The 15,814-nt window shown below is 64.7% G+C and carries 14 protein-coding genes, 1 tRNA gene, 1 pseudogene and 1 riboswitch; of the genes and pseudogenes, 9 read left to right on the plus strand and 7 right to left on the minus strand.

Annotated elements, in window-relative coordinates; genetic code table 11:
* Window positions 1-152 precede the first annotated feature (152 nt).
* Window positions 153-1,490: a dipeptidase gene (locus A5740_RS06050; RefSeq protein ID WP_076192342.1), complete on the plus strand. Its 1,338-nt coding sequence runs from the start codon at window positions 153-155 to the stop codon at window positions 1,488-1,490.
* A gap of 26 nt (window positions 1,491-1,516) precedes the next feature.
* Here the strand turns inward: A5740_RS06050 and A5740_RS06055 are convergent, their stop codons facing one another.
* Entirely contained in the window at window positions 1,517-1,810 is a 294-nt protein-coding gene (locus tag A5740_RS06055; RefSeq protein ID WP_076192344.1) for a hypothetical protein, read from the minus strand.
* 101 nt (window positions 1,811-1,911) lie between these two features.
* Window positions 1,912-2,385 carry a thioredoxin-dependent thiol peroxidase gene (bcp, locus tag A5740_RS06060; protein WP_076192357.1) on the minus strand — a complete coding sequence of 158 codons (474 nt, stop codon included), beginning with the start codon at window positions 2,383-2,385 and terminating at the stop codon, window positions 1,912-1,914.
* 105 nt (window positions 2,386-2,490) lie between these two features.
* Between bcp and A5740_RS06065 the strand changes: the two genes are divergently transcribed.
* Both A5740_RS06065 and A5740_RS06070 read left to right on the plus strand, forming a co-directional pair.
* Window positions 2,491-2,718, plus strand: coding sequence for a DUF3618 domain-containing protein (locus A5740_RS06065; protein WP_067765572.1), 228 nt, complete (start codon window positions 2,491-2,493; stop codon window positions 2,716-2,718).
* A gap of 987 nt (window positions 2,719-3,705) precedes the next feature.
* Window positions 3,706-3,888: a hypothetical protein gene (locus A5740_RS06070; protein ID WP_076192345.1), complete on the plus strand. Its 183-nt coding sequence runs from the start codon at window positions 3,706-3,708 to the stop codon at window positions 3,886-3,888.
* Between the two features lie 77 nt (window positions 3,889-3,965).
* Here the strand turns inward: A5740_RS06070 and A5740_RS06075 are convergent.
* A tRNA-Lys gene (locus A5740_RS06075) sits at window positions 3,966-4,041 on the minus strand.
* Between the two features lie 146 nt (window positions 4,042-4,187).
* Here A5740_RS06075 and A5740_RS06080 point away from each other — a divergent pair.
* Window positions 4,188-5,408: an Ig-like domain-containing protein gene (locus A5740_RS06080; RefSeq protein ID WP_076192347.1), complete on the plus strand. Its 1,221-nt coding sequence runs from the start codon at window positions 4,188-4,190 to the stop codon at window positions 5,406-5,408.
* 6 nt (window positions 5,409-5,414) lie between these two features.
* Here A5740_RS06080 and A5740_RS06085 read toward each other — a convergent pair whose 3' ends face one another.
* Together A5740_RS06085 and A5740_RS06090 are read right to left on the minus strand one after the other, a co-directional pair.
* Window positions 5,415-5,897, minus strand: a complete 483-nt coding sequence (locus A5740_RS06085) for an SRPBCC domain-containing protein (protein WP_076192348.1) — start codon at window positions 5,895-5,897, stop codon at window positions 5,415-5,417.
* Entirely contained in the window at window positions 5,894-6,592 is a 699-nt protein-coding gene (locus tag A5740_RS06090; protein WP_175616178.1) for a DUF899 family protein, read from the minus strand. Before A5740_RS06090 ends, A5740_RS06085 begins: the two co-directional genes overlap by 4 nt.
* A 153-nt stretch (window positions 6,593-6,745) precedes the next feature.
* On the opposite strand from A5740_RS06090, the gene A5740_RS06095 reads away from it, so the two are divergent.
* Entirely contained in the window at window positions 6,746-7,519 is a 774-nt protein-coding gene (locus A5740_RS06095) for an SDR family oxidoreductase (protein ID WP_076192351.1), read from the plus strand.
* A 25-nt stretch (window positions 7,520-7,544) separates the two neighbouring features.
* A riboswitch (cobalamin riboswitch) is annotated at window positions 7,545-7,712 on the plus strand.
* A 65-nt stretch (window positions 7,713-7,777) separates the two neighbouring features.
* A complete protein-coding gene (locus A5740_RS06100) occupies window positions 7,778-9,439 on the plus strand; it encodes a PPE family protein (RefSeq protein WP_076192353.1) in 1,662 nt (553 codons plus the stop codon).
* Here A5740_RS06100 and A5740_RS06105 read toward each other — a convergent pair.
* Entirely contained in the window at window positions 9,390-12,464 is a 3,075-nt protein-coding gene (locus A5740_RS06105; RefSeq protein ID WP_083653946.1) for an RND family transporter, read from the minus strand. The two genes, A5740_RS06100 and A5740_RS06105, sit on opposite strands and share 50 nt — an antisense overlap.
* 148 nt (window positions 12,465-12,612) lie before the next feature.
* Here A5740_RS06105 and A5740_RS06110 point away from each other — a divergent pair, with 148 nt between their 5' ends.
* Window positions 12,613-13,881 carry a glycosyltransferase gene (locus A5740_RS06110; protein ID WP_076192359.1) on the plus strand — a complete coding sequence of 423 codons (1,269 nt, stop codon included), beginning with the start codon at window positions 12,613-12,615 and terminating at the stop codon, window positions 13,879-13,881.
* A 23-nt stretch (window positions 13,882-13,904) separates the two neighbouring features.
* Window positions 13,905-14,585 (plus strand): O-methyltransferase, encoded by a 681-nt coding sequence (locus A5740_RS06115; RefSeq protein ID WP_076192360.1) that lies wholly within the window; start codon window positions 13,905-13,907, stop codon window positions 14,583-14,585.
* Window positions 14,586-14,592: 7 nt separating this feature from the next.
* On the opposite strand, the gene A5740_RS06120 is transcribed toward A5740_RS06115, so the two are convergent.
* The gene (locus tag A5740_RS06120; RefSeq protein WP_076192356.1) at window positions 14,593-15,171 is read right to left on the minus strand and encodes a class I SAM-dependent methyltransferase; all 579 of its coding nucleotides are present in this window, start codon (window positions 15,169-15,171) and stop codon (window positions 14,593-14,595) included.
* A gap of 31 nt (window positions 15,172-15,202) precedes the next feature.
* Between A5740_RS06120 and A5740_RS29025 the strand changes: the two are divergent.
* Window positions 15,203-15,814 (plus strand): annotated as a pseudogene (locus tag A5740_RS29025) (hypothetical protein); the annotation flags it as partial.

Consider the following 15,814-nt stretch of genomic DNA (forward strand, 5'->3'; position numbering starts at 1 on the left):
CATCGACCAGCATCTCGCAGCAAGTCCCACGAACCCAACAACAAAACGCTGATAGGAATCATTAGCGTGCGTGTCTGTTGCTCGACACGCCGTGTTCGGGCAGCAATTTGCGCACGCTCGGCGGGCTCGACAGAGCGGCTAGGGTCGTCACCATGAGTGATGTCGTGCAGCGGGTACAGCAGGTGTTGCCGTCGGTACGGGCGGATCTGGAGGATCTGGTCCGCATCCAATCGGTGTGGGCCGACCCGGCCCGGCGCGACGAAGTGCACCGCAGCGCCGAGGCAGTGGCAAAGCTGTTGGCGGGCGCGGGTTTTCCCGGGGTCCGGATCGTCAGCGAAGGCGGCGCCCCGGCCGTCATCGCGCACTGTCCGCCGCCGGCCGGCGCACCCACTGTCCTGCTGTATGCCCACCATGACGTACAGCCCGAAGGCAATCCAGCCCAGTGGGCTTCCGCGCCGTTCGAGCCGACCGAGCGCGACGGCCGGCTCTACGGTCGCGGCACCGCCGACGACAAGGCCGGTATCGCAACACATCTCGCCGCGATACGGGCCTTCGACGGCAAGCCACCGGTGGGCGTCACGGTTTTCGTGGAAGGCGAGGAGGAATCCGGGTCACCGTCACTGGGCGCCCTACTCGCCGCACACAAAGAGGCGCTGGCCGCCGACGTCATCGTCATCGCCGACTCCGACAACTGGAGCACCGAGATCCCGTCGCTCACCGTGACCCTCCGTGGGCTGGCCGACTGCGTGGTCGAGGTGGCCACCCTCGACCACGGCCTGCACTCGGGTTTGTGGGGAGGGGTGGTGCCCGATGCGTTGAGCGTGCTGGTGCGGCTGTTGGCCAGCCTGCACGACGACGACGGCAATGTGGCGGTGGCGGGCCTGCACGAGGCGACCGCAGCCGACGTCGACCGCGGACCCGACTGGGTGCGGCACGAATCCGGGCTGCTGGACGGGGTGGCCGAAATCGGTTCGGGCTCAGTGGTACAACGCATGTGGGCCAAGCCCGCGATCACCGTCATCGGGATCGACACCACGCCCATCGACAAGTCGTCGAACACGCTCATTCCGCGTGCCCGCGCCAAGATCAGCATGCGCGTCGCCCCGGGCGGTGACGCGCACGAGCATCTGGACGCGCTGACCCGTCACCTCGAGGCCCATGCGCCCTGGGGTGCCCAGGTCACCATCACCCCGGGTGACGTCGGCCAGCCCTACGCCATCGACGCCACCGGCCCGGTCTATGACGCCGCGCGTGCGGCCTTCCGGACCGCCTGGGGCACCGATCCGGTGGACATGGGCATGGGGGGATCGATCCCGTTCATCGCCGAGTTCGCCGAGGCCTTCCCGGCCGCGACGATCCTGGTGACCGGGGTCGAGGATCCCGCCACCCAGGCGCACAGCGTGAACGAGAGCCTGCACCTGGGTGTGCTGGAGAAGGCGGCGACGGCCGAGGCGCTACTGCTGGAGAAGCTGGGACAGCTGACCCAGTGACGGTGCTGGGGTGGTCACTGCGTGCGCTACTCAAGCGGCTCGCATTTCCTCAGACACTCACCACGCTTCCAGACACAGCACAACCCGCGTCGTGCCACGAGCTCATCGCGGGGATGGAACTCGATGATGATCCGCGTGTCCTCGTATCGGGTAACCCCGACGTGGGTTTTCAGGTTCACGCCCAGTTGGTCGGCCTCGGACGGGAACATGTCGATCGCGTACTTCCCGCTGACCTCAGAATATTTGTCGAAGAGCTTCTCGAGCTCGTCGAAAAATTCGGCGTCGGCGTTCGGCCCGGCGTTCGCATCTCCGCAACACATGGCGATCCCTCCTCGAACTGTGGATTCGTCAAGTCTTGCGCCGAGTCCCGGGCCGTGGCGTGCGTAGTGCGGTACTCGAATTCAGGCCGCCGGGCCGGCCGTCAGACCGATAGGTCGCGACGCAACTTGGCGACGTGGCCGGTGGCCCGCACGTTGTACTGTGCGACGGCGATCTTGCCCGACTCGTCGACGACGAAGGTCGAGCGGATCACGCCCTGAACGGTCTTGCCGTACATGGTTTTTTCGCCGAACGCACCCCAAGCCGTGAGAACCTCGCGGTCCGGATCGGACAGCAGCGGGAACGTCAGCTCTTCCTTGTCGCGGAACTTGGCCAGCTTCTCCGGCTTGTCAGGAGAGATGCCGATGACATCGAGTCCGGCGCCGTTGAGCTCGGCGAGGCTGTCCCGGAAATCACACGCCTGCTTGGTGCAGCCAGGAGTCGATGCAGCGGGGTAGAAGTAGACGATGACCTTGCGGCCCTTGTAGTCGGAGAGTTTGACGACGTTGCCGTCGGCGTCGGGCAGGCTGAAAGCCGGGGCGGTGTCTCCCACCTCCAGGCGCGGGGTTGGCGGCATGCGCGGGTATCCCTTCTTGTCGACCGGTTCCGTCGTCACGGGACCGACTGATCTAGGGTAGTGCGGCAGGGCAGCACGACATGGAGCGGCTTGGAGGAGCAAACAGTGGCGAACCGGGACCCGGAGAGCATCAAGCGGGACATCGATCAGGCTCGCGATCAACTGGCCTTGACTGTCGACTCCCTTGCCGAGCGGGCCAACCCACAGCGGCTGGCCGATGATCTCAAGTCGGCGGTGATCGGTTTCGTGAAGAAGCCCGCCGTGACCGCGTCACTGGCCGGCGCCGGCGTGCTGGTGGTGGTCATCGTCATCCGACGGATCAAGCGTCACTGAGTCTGACAAGCCGCCGCTCAGCGGCTCAGGTCGATACGCCGCTCAGCGGCGGCGGAACAACAGGAGATCCGCCAACGAAAAACTCGGCGGATTGGCGACACGTCCGAGCCGGTTACAGCTGTGCACCATCACCGGTTGGCGTGCAGCAACAAAAGCAGAGGTTGAACTAGCCGTGGGATCGATGCCACCTGCGGTAGCCATCAGCTAACACCTCTCATCTCGGCGAGTTCGCCCGGTGATGCTGAATCGCGGTGAATCAGCTAACCCGAGGTTAACACAGGTTCCGGGGCCTGACCAGCGAAACTCTAGACTCGGAATACTTGACAGTAACTTGCGCCGGCGTCAAGATGCGGTTGGGTGACGTTCCTGCCGATTTACGCCACGGGCTCCAGCACATGATCTCCGACGGTTTACGGGTGTCGTATTCGGTGGTGATGCGCAGATTGCGGCAAAGCGCGCGGTGGCGGCGTCGAGCACTCGCCGGCGCTGCGGGGCGGAGCGAGTGTGCCGGCGGCATGTTTGCTGACGCAATGGCGTGGGACGTGTGACCGGGTCGGTCGGGCAACAGATCGGACGCGGCAAACGATTGGCAAACGCGTTTGGCTCTGGTACACCCAGGCGCTGTGCGCAACGGGCTCACGCCCCGTCACGGAAACCGAAAACCGCTGCATTGCAGGGTGGGATCGGCACTTTCTCGTGGAATCGGTTGCTAGCGTATAGGTGTCCAGCTAAGGTCGTCCTCGGGTCAGGTTCGGGGAGGCGGACCCGGATCGTGTTCCCGGCCGCAACACGGGACGATCGTGTGACAAGGGGGTATTGCGTTGCAGCTAACTTTTATGCCGTTTGCCAGGGCCGCTGCATGCGCTGACGCCGGTGCAGTCGATTGCGACGGATACGCCGTCGCGATTCGCTGACGACACCCTATGGCTCACGTCGAACCACGGTATGGCGACGTGAGTCGTGGTCACACCGACTGGAGGTAGCCATATGGCGCATGTGAGCGATGAAACCCTCGGCGACCTACGCCGGGAACTCGATCGCTTCAAGAGCGAGCAGTACCGGGATCACGGCTATGCGGCCGCGCATCTGGCCGGTGCCGTGGAGATGCTGTTGGAAGAAGCCGAGCCCAGCGTCGGCGACAGACTTGCCGAGGGGTATCGAGCCAGGTAGCCGTCGTCAGATGCGGGGACCCCGAAGGATTTCGAACCGTACATACGCAAAAACCCTGCCGAGGCAGGGTTTTTGGTTGGTGCGCCGTCAGGGTTTCGAACCCCGGACCCGCTGATTAAGAGTCAGCTGCTCTACCAACTGAGCTAACGGCGCGCGTGAGAGACAATAACAGGACATTCAGCCAACCGTGAAATCCGCTGGTAGCGGGCTTCTGCCGGGCTGTCGTCCGGCACGGGCGGCCGGTAGCCCTTAGACTATTGCCAGAATTTGCTATCGACCGTACAAGGGGTGCGACCAACATGGGGCAGGTCCAGACAGTGACCCGTCCGTATCGGGATATCTTCCGGCGGACGGTTGTTGCCATGGTGCCCGCGATGATGCTGGCCTTGAGCGCGTGTGACGGGTCGGAACCGCCGGGCCCGCCGCCCGTGATCACCGGCAAGGGCACGCCCTACGGTGACCTGTTGGTGCCTCGGGTCAAGGCCTCGGTGACCGACGGCGCGGTCGGGGTGAAAGTCGAAGCGCCGGTCACGGTGAGCGCCGAGAACGGTGTGCTCGGCGGCGTCACGATGACCGATGAGGACGGCGCCAGCGTCGCCGGGAAGTTCAGCCCCGACGGCCTGACGTGGTCGACCACCGATCCACTCGACTACAACGAGCAGTACACCCTCAATGCGCAGTCACTGGGGTTGGGCGGCGTCACCAATCGCCGGATGCGGTTCGAGACACATTCGCCCGCGAACCTGACGATGCCCTACGTGCTGCCGAACAACGGGGAAGTGGTGGGCGTGGGTCAACCCATCGCCGTCCGCTTCGATGAGAACATCAGCGATCGGGTGGCGGCCCAGCGTGCCATCACCGTCAAGACCACGCCGCCGGTCGAGGGTGCCTTCTACTGGCTCAACAACCGCGAAGTTCGTTGGCGTCCAGCCAAATACTGGAAGCCCGGCACCTCGGTGGACGTCACCGTCAACACTTACGGTGTCGAGTTGGGTGACGGATTGTTCGGTCAGGGAAACGTCACCACCCACTTCACGATCGGTGACGAGGTGATCGCGAGCGCCGACGACGACACCAAGACGCTGACCGTGCGGCGCAACGGACAGGTGGTCAAGGTCATGCCGATCTCGATGGGTAAGAACAGTTCCCCGACCAACAACGGGATCTACATCGTCGGCGACCGCTTCGACCACATGGTGATGGATTCCTCGACCTACGGTGTGCCGGTCAACTCGCCCAACGGTTATCGCACCGAGGTCGACTTCGCGACCCAGATGTCCTACAGCGGCATCTACGTGCACGGCGCGCCGTGGTCGGTCGGGAGCCAGGGGTACAGCAATGTCAGCCACGGCTGCCTCAATGTCAGCACGGCCAATGCCCGCTGGTTTTACGAGAACACCAAACGCGGTGACATCGTCGAGGTCGTCAACACCGTGGGGCCGGTGTTGCCGGGCACCGAGGGCCTGGGGGACTGGAACATCCCCTGGGAGCAGTGGCGCGCCGGCAACGCCAGCACCTGATTTCGGTTACCTGAGCGAGCGCTCCAGTGCGGCAAGCGATTCCGCGAGGAAATCAGTGCCGAACGGCGGCATCCCGCCGATCTGCTCGCGAAAGCTGACCGGGGTGTCGGTCCAGTCGTAGGTCAGCGTGACGTCGGTCTGCTCGCCGTGCGGGGTCAGCTCGTAGTGCCAAGTCCATCCGCCCGGATCATGCCGACCTTGGGCGTCGAGCTGGCCGGGCAACCACGCGATGCTGCGGTTCTCGTCGAACTCGGTGACCAGGTTGTGCATGACGTAGTGGCCGCCGGCTTGCGGCAGGAACATGTTGATCGCGAAGATCTGGCCGGTGGCGGTGATCGGTTCGGGGTCGACCGCGTCACGCACCCAGTCACCCGGTTCGGTGTCGCGGTGGCGGGCCGGGTCGGCCAGGACGGCGAACACCTCGGCCGGGGAGGCTGGGATGGTGCGGGTGACGACGTAGCGCTCGCGGGTGTCTGATGAGGCGGTCATACGTGGTCCTTTCCGTAGAGGCGGGCGATGTCGGGACTGTCGAGCCAGCCTGAGTATGTGGGCCGCGATGGCCATCCTTCCGGGGAATCCAGCCATTCTTCCTGGCGGCCGTAGGGCAACAGGTCGATCAGGGGGAAGGAATGGCTGAGCTGTTCGGTGCCGCGGCCGTTGGTGTGCCAGGTGCGGTAGACGGTGCTGCCGTCACGCAGGAAGACGTTGACGGCGAAACCGCCGTTGGGCGGCGCGTCCACGTCGGCGCCGAAAGAACTCTCCGCCGAGGAGTACCAGTCCATGCGGTTGCCGACCTTGTCGCGGTAGGCCAATGCTTCCCCGATCGGGCCGTTGGTGACGATGACGAAGCGGGCGTCGTAGTTGCTCAGGAAGTCCAAGCGGGTGAACTGCGACGTGAAACCGGTGCAGCCGCCGCACTGCCATTCGGCGCCGTCGGTCCACATGTGGTGGTACGTGATCAGCTGGGAGCGGCCGTCGAACACGTCGGCCAGTTGCACCGGGCCGTCAGCGCCGATCAGCGTGTAGTCGGGCAACTCGACCATCGGCAACCGCCGTCGCGCCGCGGCGATCGCATCCAACTCTCGGGTGGCCGCCTTCTCCCGTCGCCGTAGCTCATCGAGCGCGCTGCGCCAGGTCTGCTGGTCGACGATCGGGGGCTTTCCGCTCGTCATCTCTGTTGTCATGGGGACTCCTTGACTGCCGTCGGTGAAACTCGCTCTCCCAAAGTGGACCCACCGCGCGACCGAAACTCATCGCACGCGGTACTGTCCGACGAGCAAAGGGTGACCTAATACGTTGAGATACACGTTGAGATGGACCATGGAGGTTGATCCAGAATGAGCAGCCAACGAGCCGACGCAGCCGGACTGCGTCTCCTCGTCGTCGGTGCCTCGTCGGGCATCGGCCACGCGGTTGCGATCAGTGCCACCGAACGCGGCGCCAAGGTCGCGGTGGCGGCACGGCGCATCGATCTGCTGAATTCCCTGGCCGAGGCGACTGGCGGATACGCCTTCGAGCTCGACGTCGAGGACTCCGCGGCCATCGGCCGCGTCGTCAACGACGCGGCCGATGCTTTGGGCGGCCTGGATGCCGTGGTGTTCACCAGCACAGTGATCCCGTTCGCCTACATCGAGGACACCGACGTGGCGACGTGGTTGCACGCCTTCAGCGTCAACACCGTCGGCGCCAACAACGTGTTGCGGGCTGCGGCACCCCGGCTGTCGGAGAACGGTGTGGTCCTGGTGGCCTCCAGCTATGACGTCGGGCGTCCGCGCGCCGGTGTGGCGGCCTATAGCGCCAGTAAGGCCGCCCTCGACGAGATCCTGCATTCGTGGCGCATCGAGCATCCCGAGCTGTCGCTGCTACGGGTGGGCATCGGCCCCACCGACGACACCGAGATCCTGCGCGGCGCCGACCGCGATCTGCTGGACCAGTTGCTCAAGACGTGGGTGGCCCAAGGGGCGTTGCCCGCCCGGATGTCGGCCCTGAACGACGTCGCCAACACCCTGGTGTCACTGGTGACCACCGCCTATGAAAACCCGACCGTGGTGCCCGAGGTCGTCCAGTTGGCCCCGCGGATAAAGAAGGGCGCCGGGCGCGCACCGCAGTAGTGCTCATCGGGACCGGCTGTGATATGCCATAATTCGCCGGTTAGGTGATGACGACGTAGGAAGCCGGTGTGAGTCCGGCGCGGTCCCGCCACTGTCATCGGGGAGCGACCCTCAACCGCCACGGCGCAAGCTGGAAGGCGAGGCGAGCTGTGATCCGAGAGCCAGGACACTCGCGTCATCGCGTCCTGCTACCCGGGGCGGAGTACCCCGAGAGAGCTGACGAAGACCCGTGTCCTTCGAAACATGGGGCGGTCAGTGATGACCGCCCCGATCTATCTCGCCTCGCCGCCTGAAGTCTGGTCCACCCTGTTGTCGGCCGGGCCAGGGCCGGGATCATTGCTCGCGGCGGCAGGGGCCTGGACCACCCTGAGCGCCGAATACGCCGCAGTGGCCGCTGAGTTGACAGCGGTGCTGGCCGACGTAGGGGCCGGAGCGTGGGAAGGGGCAAGTGCCACAACATATGTGGCAGCACACGGGCCCTACCTGGCCTGGCTGACGCAACAAAGTGTCGAAAGCGCCACACGCGCAGTGCAACACGAAACCGCGGCCGCGGCCTACTCCACTGCACTGGCGGCGATGCCGACGCTGGGGGAGTTGGCCGCCAATCATGCCACCCACGCGGTGTTGCTGGGTACCAACTTCTTCGGCGTCAACACGATCCCGATCGCCCTGAACGAAGCGGACTATGTGCGGATGTGGGTTCAGGCCGCCACCGCGATGCACACCTACGACGCGGTCGCGACCTCAACGGTGTCGGCGTCACCGGAAAGCGTTGCGGCACCGCAGATTCTGGCCTCGACCTCACGGGCGTCGGCCTCCGAAACACCGCCGGACCGGCAGGACGACTACCTGAACTGGCTCGATCAGATCGGCTATACCGATTTCTACGACAACGTCCTGGACCCGCTGATCCAGGCGTTGAACAACGACCCCTTCTTCTCGGAGCTGTTCGCCGGGATCGATCCGTATCTACCATGGACCGGCAACCCGTTGAGCTTCTTCCACCCGCTCAACCTGGCCTTCGCTCTCGGTTATCCGATGGACATCTCGCAGTATGTCGCCTATCTGTCACAGACCGCCGCGTTCGTCGCCGCGGATATCGGGTTGGCTTTCGCCTCGGGCAACCCGGTGGCCATCGCCTATACGTTGCTCTTCGGCGCGGGAGCAATGTTCGTGGCGTTCACCACCGACACGATCGCATTGGTGAAGACCCTGCTGGAGTCCGTGCTCATCGCGGCCCTGCCCGCGCTGCTACCGATGCTGGCCGCAGCGGTGGCCGCCGCGCCGGTGTTGACGGCCGGGGGTGTCATCGGGGCGGCCGGACTGGCGGGTCTACACAACGCGTTGCCCGTGGTGCCGATGCCGCCGCCCCCGCCGCCCGTCGCGCTCACGCTCACGCCCAGTCCGGCACCGCCGCCGGCGCCGTCACCCGCGCCCGCGTCGTCGGTGGCCTCGATCCCCACAGCCCCGTCGGCTCCTCCCGCCACCCCGCCGGCGCCGACGTCACCACCCACGCTGGGCAACCTTGATGCGTTGGGTTACCTGGCCGCGACGCTGTCTGCCGACGCCCGGCAGTCGGCGCGTAACCGGGTCCGCCGGACGGCTTCCGCACCGGAGGACGTCGAGATCCCGGCGGCGGCACTGGCGGTCCAACCCAGGAAAGACCGGGCGGCGCGACGCCGTCGGGCCAAGACGCAGCAGCTTGGCCGTCGCTACGAGTATCTGGACTCGGAGGCCGAAGGGTTGCCGGATGTGATGCCGTCGGATCGGGGCGCCGGGCAGATCGGATTCGGTGATACCGAGGCGAAGAGCACCGTCGCGCCCGCAGCCGGTCTGGCGTCGTTGGGCGGCGGTTCGTTCGGTGACGGTGTCAAGGCTCCGATGTTGCCGAGTACGTGGCCGGACGCTCGCTCGGTGTGACCTCGGCTGGTTCGGATTTCGTCATGGGTGGTTTGGTCGGCCACCAACTCGCCTTGCCGATCAACACCGCGGTGGCGGGCACGGTGATGGTTCGTACCAGGAAGGTGTCCAGCAGCAATCCGACCCCGATGATGAAGCCGATCTGCATGGCCGCCGTCAGGCTGCTGAAGGTCATGCCGAACATCGATGCGGCGAAGATCAGTCCGGCCGAGGTGATGACACCGCCGGTGGCGCCGATCGTGCGGATCACCGCTGTGCGCATCCCACGTTCGGACTCGTCGCGTATTCGTGAGATGAGCAGCAGGTTGTAGTCGGCGCCGACAGCAACCAGCACCAGGAACGCCATTCCCGGGACCGTCCAGACGATCTCTTTACCGAGCAGGAACTGGAAGAAGATCACGCCGATGCCCAGCGCCGACATGTAGGACAACACGACCGAGAGGACCAGGTAGATCGGGGCCACCAGCGAACGGAGCAGCGCGGCGAGGATGAGGAAGACGACGATGAGCGTGACGGTGATGATGAACTGGATGTCGCCGTCATAGTAGTTGCGCATCTCGTTCTGTATCGACGAGAAGCCGACCAGGGAAATCTTGGCGTCCGACAAGGTCGTGTTGGGACGGGCACTTTCAGCGGTTTTGACGATCTCCTTGACCTGGTCCATGGCTTCGGTGCCGAACGGATCGAGCGCGGTCTGCACCAGGTATCGGACGGTGTGTCCGTCGGCAGAGACGAAAAGTGCTGCGGCCTTGTTGAACTCGTCCTGGGTCAAGATCTGTGGCGGGATGTAGAAGCCGGACATCTGCGGGTCGGCTGCGTCCCGTTTCATCGCCAGCAGGAACTCCGAGGCCTGATCGAGGCCCTGACCCATGTTCCTGGTCTGATCGACGAGAAGTTGTACGCCATCGGCGAGTTGGCGGCTGGAATCGGCGAGCAGATCCGCCCCCTGCTGCAATTTGCCGAGTTGCTTCTGGATACCGCTGTCGGTGTCGAGCCCGAGTCCGCGTGCCGCCGAGGTGGCTTCGGTGATGGTTCGGCTCAGCCCTTTCACGGCCTCGTCGAGGGTCTCGCTGCCCTCCGTCGATTCCAATTGCCGGCCGAGGTCGGCGATCTTGTCGAGATTCCCGCTGTTCTTGGCATCGACGATGTGCTGGAGGTCGGCCCGTGCCGCAACACACGCCGGGTCGACGCTGCAGGCCGGGCCGGCGTCCAACGCCGCCACCACCGGTGCGGCCCACTTGTAGATGTCGGTGATCTGTGCCAGGTTGACGCCCATCGCACGGCCCAGCGAGCGCATGTTGGCCACGAGTTTGGTGGTCTGATCGATCTCGTCGAGGGTTTTGGCGCCGCCGTACTTACGTTGCATGTCTGCCAACGCCCCGGCGAGCGGACGCACCGACAGAATTGCGTTGCTCACCTGGTCGCGCACCTCGTCGAGGACGTCGGCGAGTTTGTGCGCGCCGCCGCTCAACAATGCGAGCTTGGGATCGTTGTCGGTGATGAGAGTGGACGCGTCGTTGAGTTTGCCGCCCACTTCACCGGCCTGATAGGTCGCGCGGGCTTCCTTGAGCATCTCCCCGGTCGGGCGGGTGACCCCGCGCACCATCTCGATGTCGGGCAGCTGGCTGACCCGCTGAGCCAGCTGCTCCATGTCGGCCAATGCCTTAGGGCTGCGCAGGTCGTGCGGCGACTGGATCAGGATGAACTGCTGCACGGTGCTGCTGACCGGAAAGTGCTTGTCCAGTGCCGCGTAACCGAGATTGCTGTGCGCATCGTCGGGCAGGTTCTTACGGTCGTCGTAGTTGAAGTTCACCAACAGCGCGCAGCCGGCCAGGGCGAGCAGAACGGCCAGGCTGGTGGCCAGGTGCACGACGGGCCTGCGCACGATGTGCACACCGGACCGTCGCCACCACCGGCCGGTCAGATCCTTTCGGGGCTTCACCCAGCCACGACGCCCCACGAGCACGATGAGCGCGGGCAGCAGCGTGACCGAGGCCAGAAAGCCGAAGCCGATGGTGACCGACAGGGCCGGCCCGACGGTCGAGAAGACACCGAGTTTGGTGAACGCCAGACCGAGGAACGTGATGGCGACCGTGCCCGCCGAGCCCGCGATCACCCGGCCGATCGAATCCAGCGCCGCGACGACGGCGTCGTCGGAGCTGAGTCCGGATCGGACACACTCGTGATAGCGGCTGAACAAGAAGATGGCGTAGTCGGTCCCCGCGCCCATCATCATCGCGGTCATCAACATCAGTGTCTGGGGGCCGAGTCCGATCAGATGTATCGCACCGAGACCGGCCACGGCCTGTTCGGCGACCACCAGCGCGACCGCCATCATCGCCAGTGGAAGCAGCATGGCCACCACATTCCGATAGACGATGATCAAGATGGTCAGCACGATCAGGATGGTGGCCGCCTCGATGATGTGTTGATCGTGTTCGCCGAGCTTGACGACATCTTCGAACGTGGCGGCCGGACCGATCACCTCGGCCGACAGCGAGGTGCCCGCGGTCGCGGTGCGGACCACGTCGACGACATGCCGGTAAGCGGTCTGGCCTTCGGCAGTTCCCATCGTCCCGGCCAGGCTGATCGGCAACTGCCAGGCTTTCTTGTCCTCGCTGGCCATCACCTGCCGAAGTTCGGGGATGTTCACGAAATCCTGGGTCGAGAGCACATTGGCGGTGTCCGACCGCAGCGTGTCCACCAGTGAGCGGTAGGTCTTCTCGTCCGCGGGCGTCAAGCCGTTCTCGTTGCTCAGGATCGCAATTGCGACATTTCCGCCGCCAGTTTCGTTGAACGCCTTCTGCATATCGTTGCCGGCAGCGAAGACCGCAGAATCGGCGGGCAGGAAGCCGGGCGGATTGCGCTCCGCGACAGTATTCAGTTGCGGCACTGTCATCACCAGCACGCCCGCGAGCGCCACCCAGGCCGCAATGACCAGCAGTGGGTGGCGGACGATGAATTTCCCCAAACCGGAGAATCCCACCCGCGAGAACGCATTCCGTGGCACGGCGCGCCGGAACATCTGCGTCATGCTACACGCGCCGGATGTCACGCAGTCGGCCAAACCGGTCCCGCCCAACAGTTTTCATGATCAGGCCAGACGGCGGTTGAGAACCCAGGTCAGCCCTTATAGCGTTCGAGTGTCCACCAACTCGTGAGCGGGGCAGATGATGAGATTCGCAGTCGCGGCCCACGGGACTCGTGGCGACATCGAACCGTGTGCTGCGGTGTGTCTGGAACTTCGGCGCCGCGGACATGATGTGCGCCTTGCCGTCCCGCCCAACCTTGTCCCGTTCGTCGAGGGAGTCGGGCTCTTTCCGGTTGCTGTTTATGGGGTGGATTCGCAAAAACAGCTGGAAGACGACGCTTTTCGGGAGGCATGGAAGGTTCGCAATCCTCTCCGGGTGCTTCGCGAGAGTCGTGAGTACATGGCCCAGGGTTGGGCGCAGATGAGCGCGACTGCGGCGGAGCTGACCCGCGGTGCCGATCTGGTCCTGACCGGTACCACTTACCAGGAGGTCGTCGCCAACGTCGCTGAATACCAACGGATTCCGCTGGCCACACTGCATTTCTTCCCGCACCGGGCAAATAGCCACGTTTTCCCTGTGCCGCTTCCCAGGCATCTGATCAGACCGGCATGGGGTGTCGCCGAATGGGTCTACTGGCGGTTGTTGAAGCAGGCCGAGGATGAGCAGCGGCGGCAGTTGGGCATGTCGGTGGCCAGGACCCCATCGGTACGGCGCATCGTCGAACGTGGAGCACTCGAGATACAGGCCTATGACGACGTGTTCTTCCCGGGTCTGCGCGAGGAATGGCAGGGCGGTCGTCCGTTCGTCGGCGCGATTACGTTGGAGCTCACTACTGCCGGTGACGACGAGGTGATGGCGTGGGCGAGAGCGGGAAAACCGCCGATCTACTTCGGTTTTGGCAGTATGCCGGTGCGCTCCGCCGCCGACGCGGTCGAGATGATCGCCTCGGTGTGTGCCGAACTGGGGGAGCGGGCATTGATCAGCTCGGGCGCGTGGGATCTCGACGGTGTGTCGGTCGCCGACCACGTCAAGGTGGTCGGCGCGGTGAATCACGCCGCGGTGTTCCCGCTGTGCCGCGCAGCAGTCCACCACGGCGGGGCGGGCACCACGGCGGCCGGTTTACGGGCCGGAAAACCGACGTTGATCCTATGGGTAGGTGCCGATCAGCCGGTGTGGGCGGCTCAGGTCAAGCGCCTGCAAGTCGGCACCGCCGAACGCTTTTCGAAGACCACACCCGTCTCACTGCTGAATGGGCTGCGAACCGTGCTGGGGCCGTCGGCCGCTCGGCGCGCCCGCGAGTTGGCCGCGAAGATGAGCAGACCGGCCGACAGTGTCACGACGACAGCAGATCTCCTTGAGAAGGCGGTGCGCAAACACCGTGCGGTGAAAGCCGACACATCCGCCCGATGAGCAATCGTGGTTACACTGCGAAGGTGTTCAAGCCTGGCCTGAAATGGATTTCCCGCGGCGGCTGGATCGCCGATCTGCCCGGCCGCTTTCCCGCCGCGCCGCAGAAAGAACGAATCGAAGCCATCGCGGCGGCCAATCACGACCAGCTCGGACCCCAACATCTGGCCCCGGAATACGAGCTGCCGGAGGTGAAATTCGCCCCGCGCGACGTCAGTTCGCCACCGTTCCAAGGAGATCTCTACGCCTGGCTCGTCATGCAACGTAAGCCGCAGACAGTGGTGGAGTTCGGGTCGGGCTTCGGGGTGTCCGGCATGTACTTCGCAGCGGGACTCGAAGCCAACCGGTCCGGGCATTTGTACAGCTTCGAGATCAACGACTCGTGGGCGGATGTCGCGGAGCGGTCGATCGCAGCGCTGTCGAATCGGTTCACGTTGACCCGTGGGGCTTTTGAGGATCGTGTCGGTGCCGTGCCCGGGCCGATCGACCTGGCGTTCGTCGACGGTATCCACACGTATGACTTCGTGGTCAAGCAGTGGCAGATCTTGCAGCCGCTGATGTCGCCGGGCGGTCTGGTGCTGTTCGACGACATCACCTACGGCCAGGGAATGCACGAAGCATGGCTGGAGATCGCCAAGTCCGACAGGGTCGCAGGGGCGGTGGAATTTCGGCGCAACAGCAGGCTCGGGTTGGTCGAGTGCCGATGAGCCGTGCTCACCAGGACGCGGCGGCCTGCGAAAAGACGAACAGCCGCTGGTCTTCCCAGAGTTCCTCGTGCGGCGCCGCGTAGCCACGCTCGGAGAACAGGCACCGTAACTGCTCGGCGCTGTAGCTGTTCATCCAGCCGTGCTGCAGGCGCACGACGGCACCGCGCAGCGTGCGCAACGAGTGCGAGTCGGCCGGAGCGCAGGCATAGGAGACCACACAGGTCGCGACGCGGTCGGCCAGCCAATCCACCACTGCCGGCAGGTCGCGAATGTACTCCAGCACACCCATGAACACCGCGGCGTCATAAACCCCGGCACCGATGTCGGGCAACGGTCGATTGTTGAGATCGGCGACGAGCGTTCCCGGGCCCCGGTCGACGATGTCGGACGGCACGTACGTGCAGGACGGATTCAAATGCCGCTCCAGAACCCGCTTGGCTGCACCGAACTCGATGACGTGGCTGCCGTGTGGGATGAGTTCGGCAGCCCGCTCCGTGCGACTTTCCCACGACGAGTAAATGTTGCGGGGTTCTGCCCATCGTCGGTAATCGGTCTTTTGACGAAGGGCACCAAGCGCTCTCAACATTTGCTGAAACTCCTCGAAACTGTGAAATTGCGTGACCAGGAAGATTTCTTCGCATTCAGTGGCCGGTTTCCTCCCGAACTACGCGCCGCGCCTGTTGTTTTCGAAGGCTAACATCGACACAGCCGCCCCGCGGCCCGTAGCCGATGGTTATCCATTGCAGCCACTGCGAAATTGCAGAGAAAGTCTCCTCATGAGTCTTAGCCGGGAAATCGATAACGCCGCAACGCTGCACGTGGGCGCCCCGGTGGTGGGGTATCTGGGTTGGCACGGTCGGGGCAATCTTGGTGACGACGCGATTTATCAAGCGGTGTGTAGGGAGCTTTGCGGGGCGCGGTTTGTCGATCTTCCGGTGTTGCCGCGGGAGCGGTTGCAGGCCGTGATGACCGGGCAGAGTCGGTTGTTGCGGCGCGCTACCCAGGTGGTAGGCGGCGGAACACTCGTGGGAACCCGCTATTTCCGGCGACTGGTCCGACGGGGCATGTCGTCGACCAGCGGCGGCAGCTACGCCATCGGGGTGGGCGTGGACGACCCGATGTTCGCACGCCGGCAGAACGCATCTGACAGTGACGAACTCAAGCGGTGGGTGCCGTTGCTTTCGAGGTTTCGGGTGGTGTCGGTGCGTGGGCCGCGTAGTGCTGAGTTG

Source organism: Mycobacterium sp. GA-1841 (assembly GCF_001954135.1).
In the GTDB taxonomy this organism is placed as follows: domain Bacteria; phylum Actinomycetota; class Actinomycetes; order Mycobacteriales; family Mycobacteriaceae; genus Mycobacterium.

Coding starts and splice junctions, on each gene's coding strand:
- A5740_RS06095 (WP_076192351.1), top strand. CDS start 6,746: ATGAGCAGCCAACGAGCCGACGCAGCCGGACTGCGTCTCCTCGTCGTC.
- A5740_RS06120 (WP_076192356.1), bottom strand. CDS start 15,171: ATGTTGAGAGCGCTTGGTGCCCTTCGTCAAAAGACCGATTACCGACGA.
- A5740_RS06105 (WP_083653946.1), bottom strand. CDS start 12,464: ATGTTCCGGCGCGCCGTGCCACGGAATGCGTTCTCGCGGGTGGGATTC.
- A5740_RS06090 (WP_175616178.1), bottom strand. CDS start 6,592: ATGACAACAGAGATGACGAGCGGAAAGCCCCCGATCGTCGACCAGCAG.
- A5740_RS06070 (WP_076192345.1), top strand. CDS start 3,706: ATGGCGCATGTGAGCGATGAAACCCTCGGCGACCTACGCCGGGAACTC.
- A5740_RS06100 (WP_076192353.1), top strand. CDS start 7,778: ATGACCGCCCCGATCTATCTCGCCTCGCCGCCTGAAGTCTGGTCCACC.
- bcp (WP_076192357.1), bottom strand. CDS start 2,385: ATGCCGCCAACCCCGCGCCTGGAGGTGGGAGACACCGCCCCGGCTTTC.
- A5740_RS06050 (WP_076192342.1), top strand. CDS start 153: ATGAGTGATGTCGTGCAGCGGGTACAGCAGGTGTTGCCGTCGGTACGG.
- A5740_RS06080 (WP_076192347.1), top strand. CDS start 4,188: ATGGGGCAGGTCCAGACAGTGACCCGTCCGTATCGGGATATCTTCCGG.
- A5740_RS06055 (WP_076192344.1), bottom strand. CDS start 1,810: ATGTGTTGCGGAGATGCGAACGCCGGGCCGAACGCCGACGCCGAATTT.
- A5740_RS06085 (WP_076192348.1), bottom strand. CDS start 5,897: ATGACCGCCTCATCAGACACCCGCGAGCGCTACGTCGTCACCCGCACC.
- A5740_RS06110 (WP_076192359.1), top strand. CDS start 12,613: ATGAGATTCGCAGTCGCGGCCCACGGGACTCGTGGCGACATCGAACCG.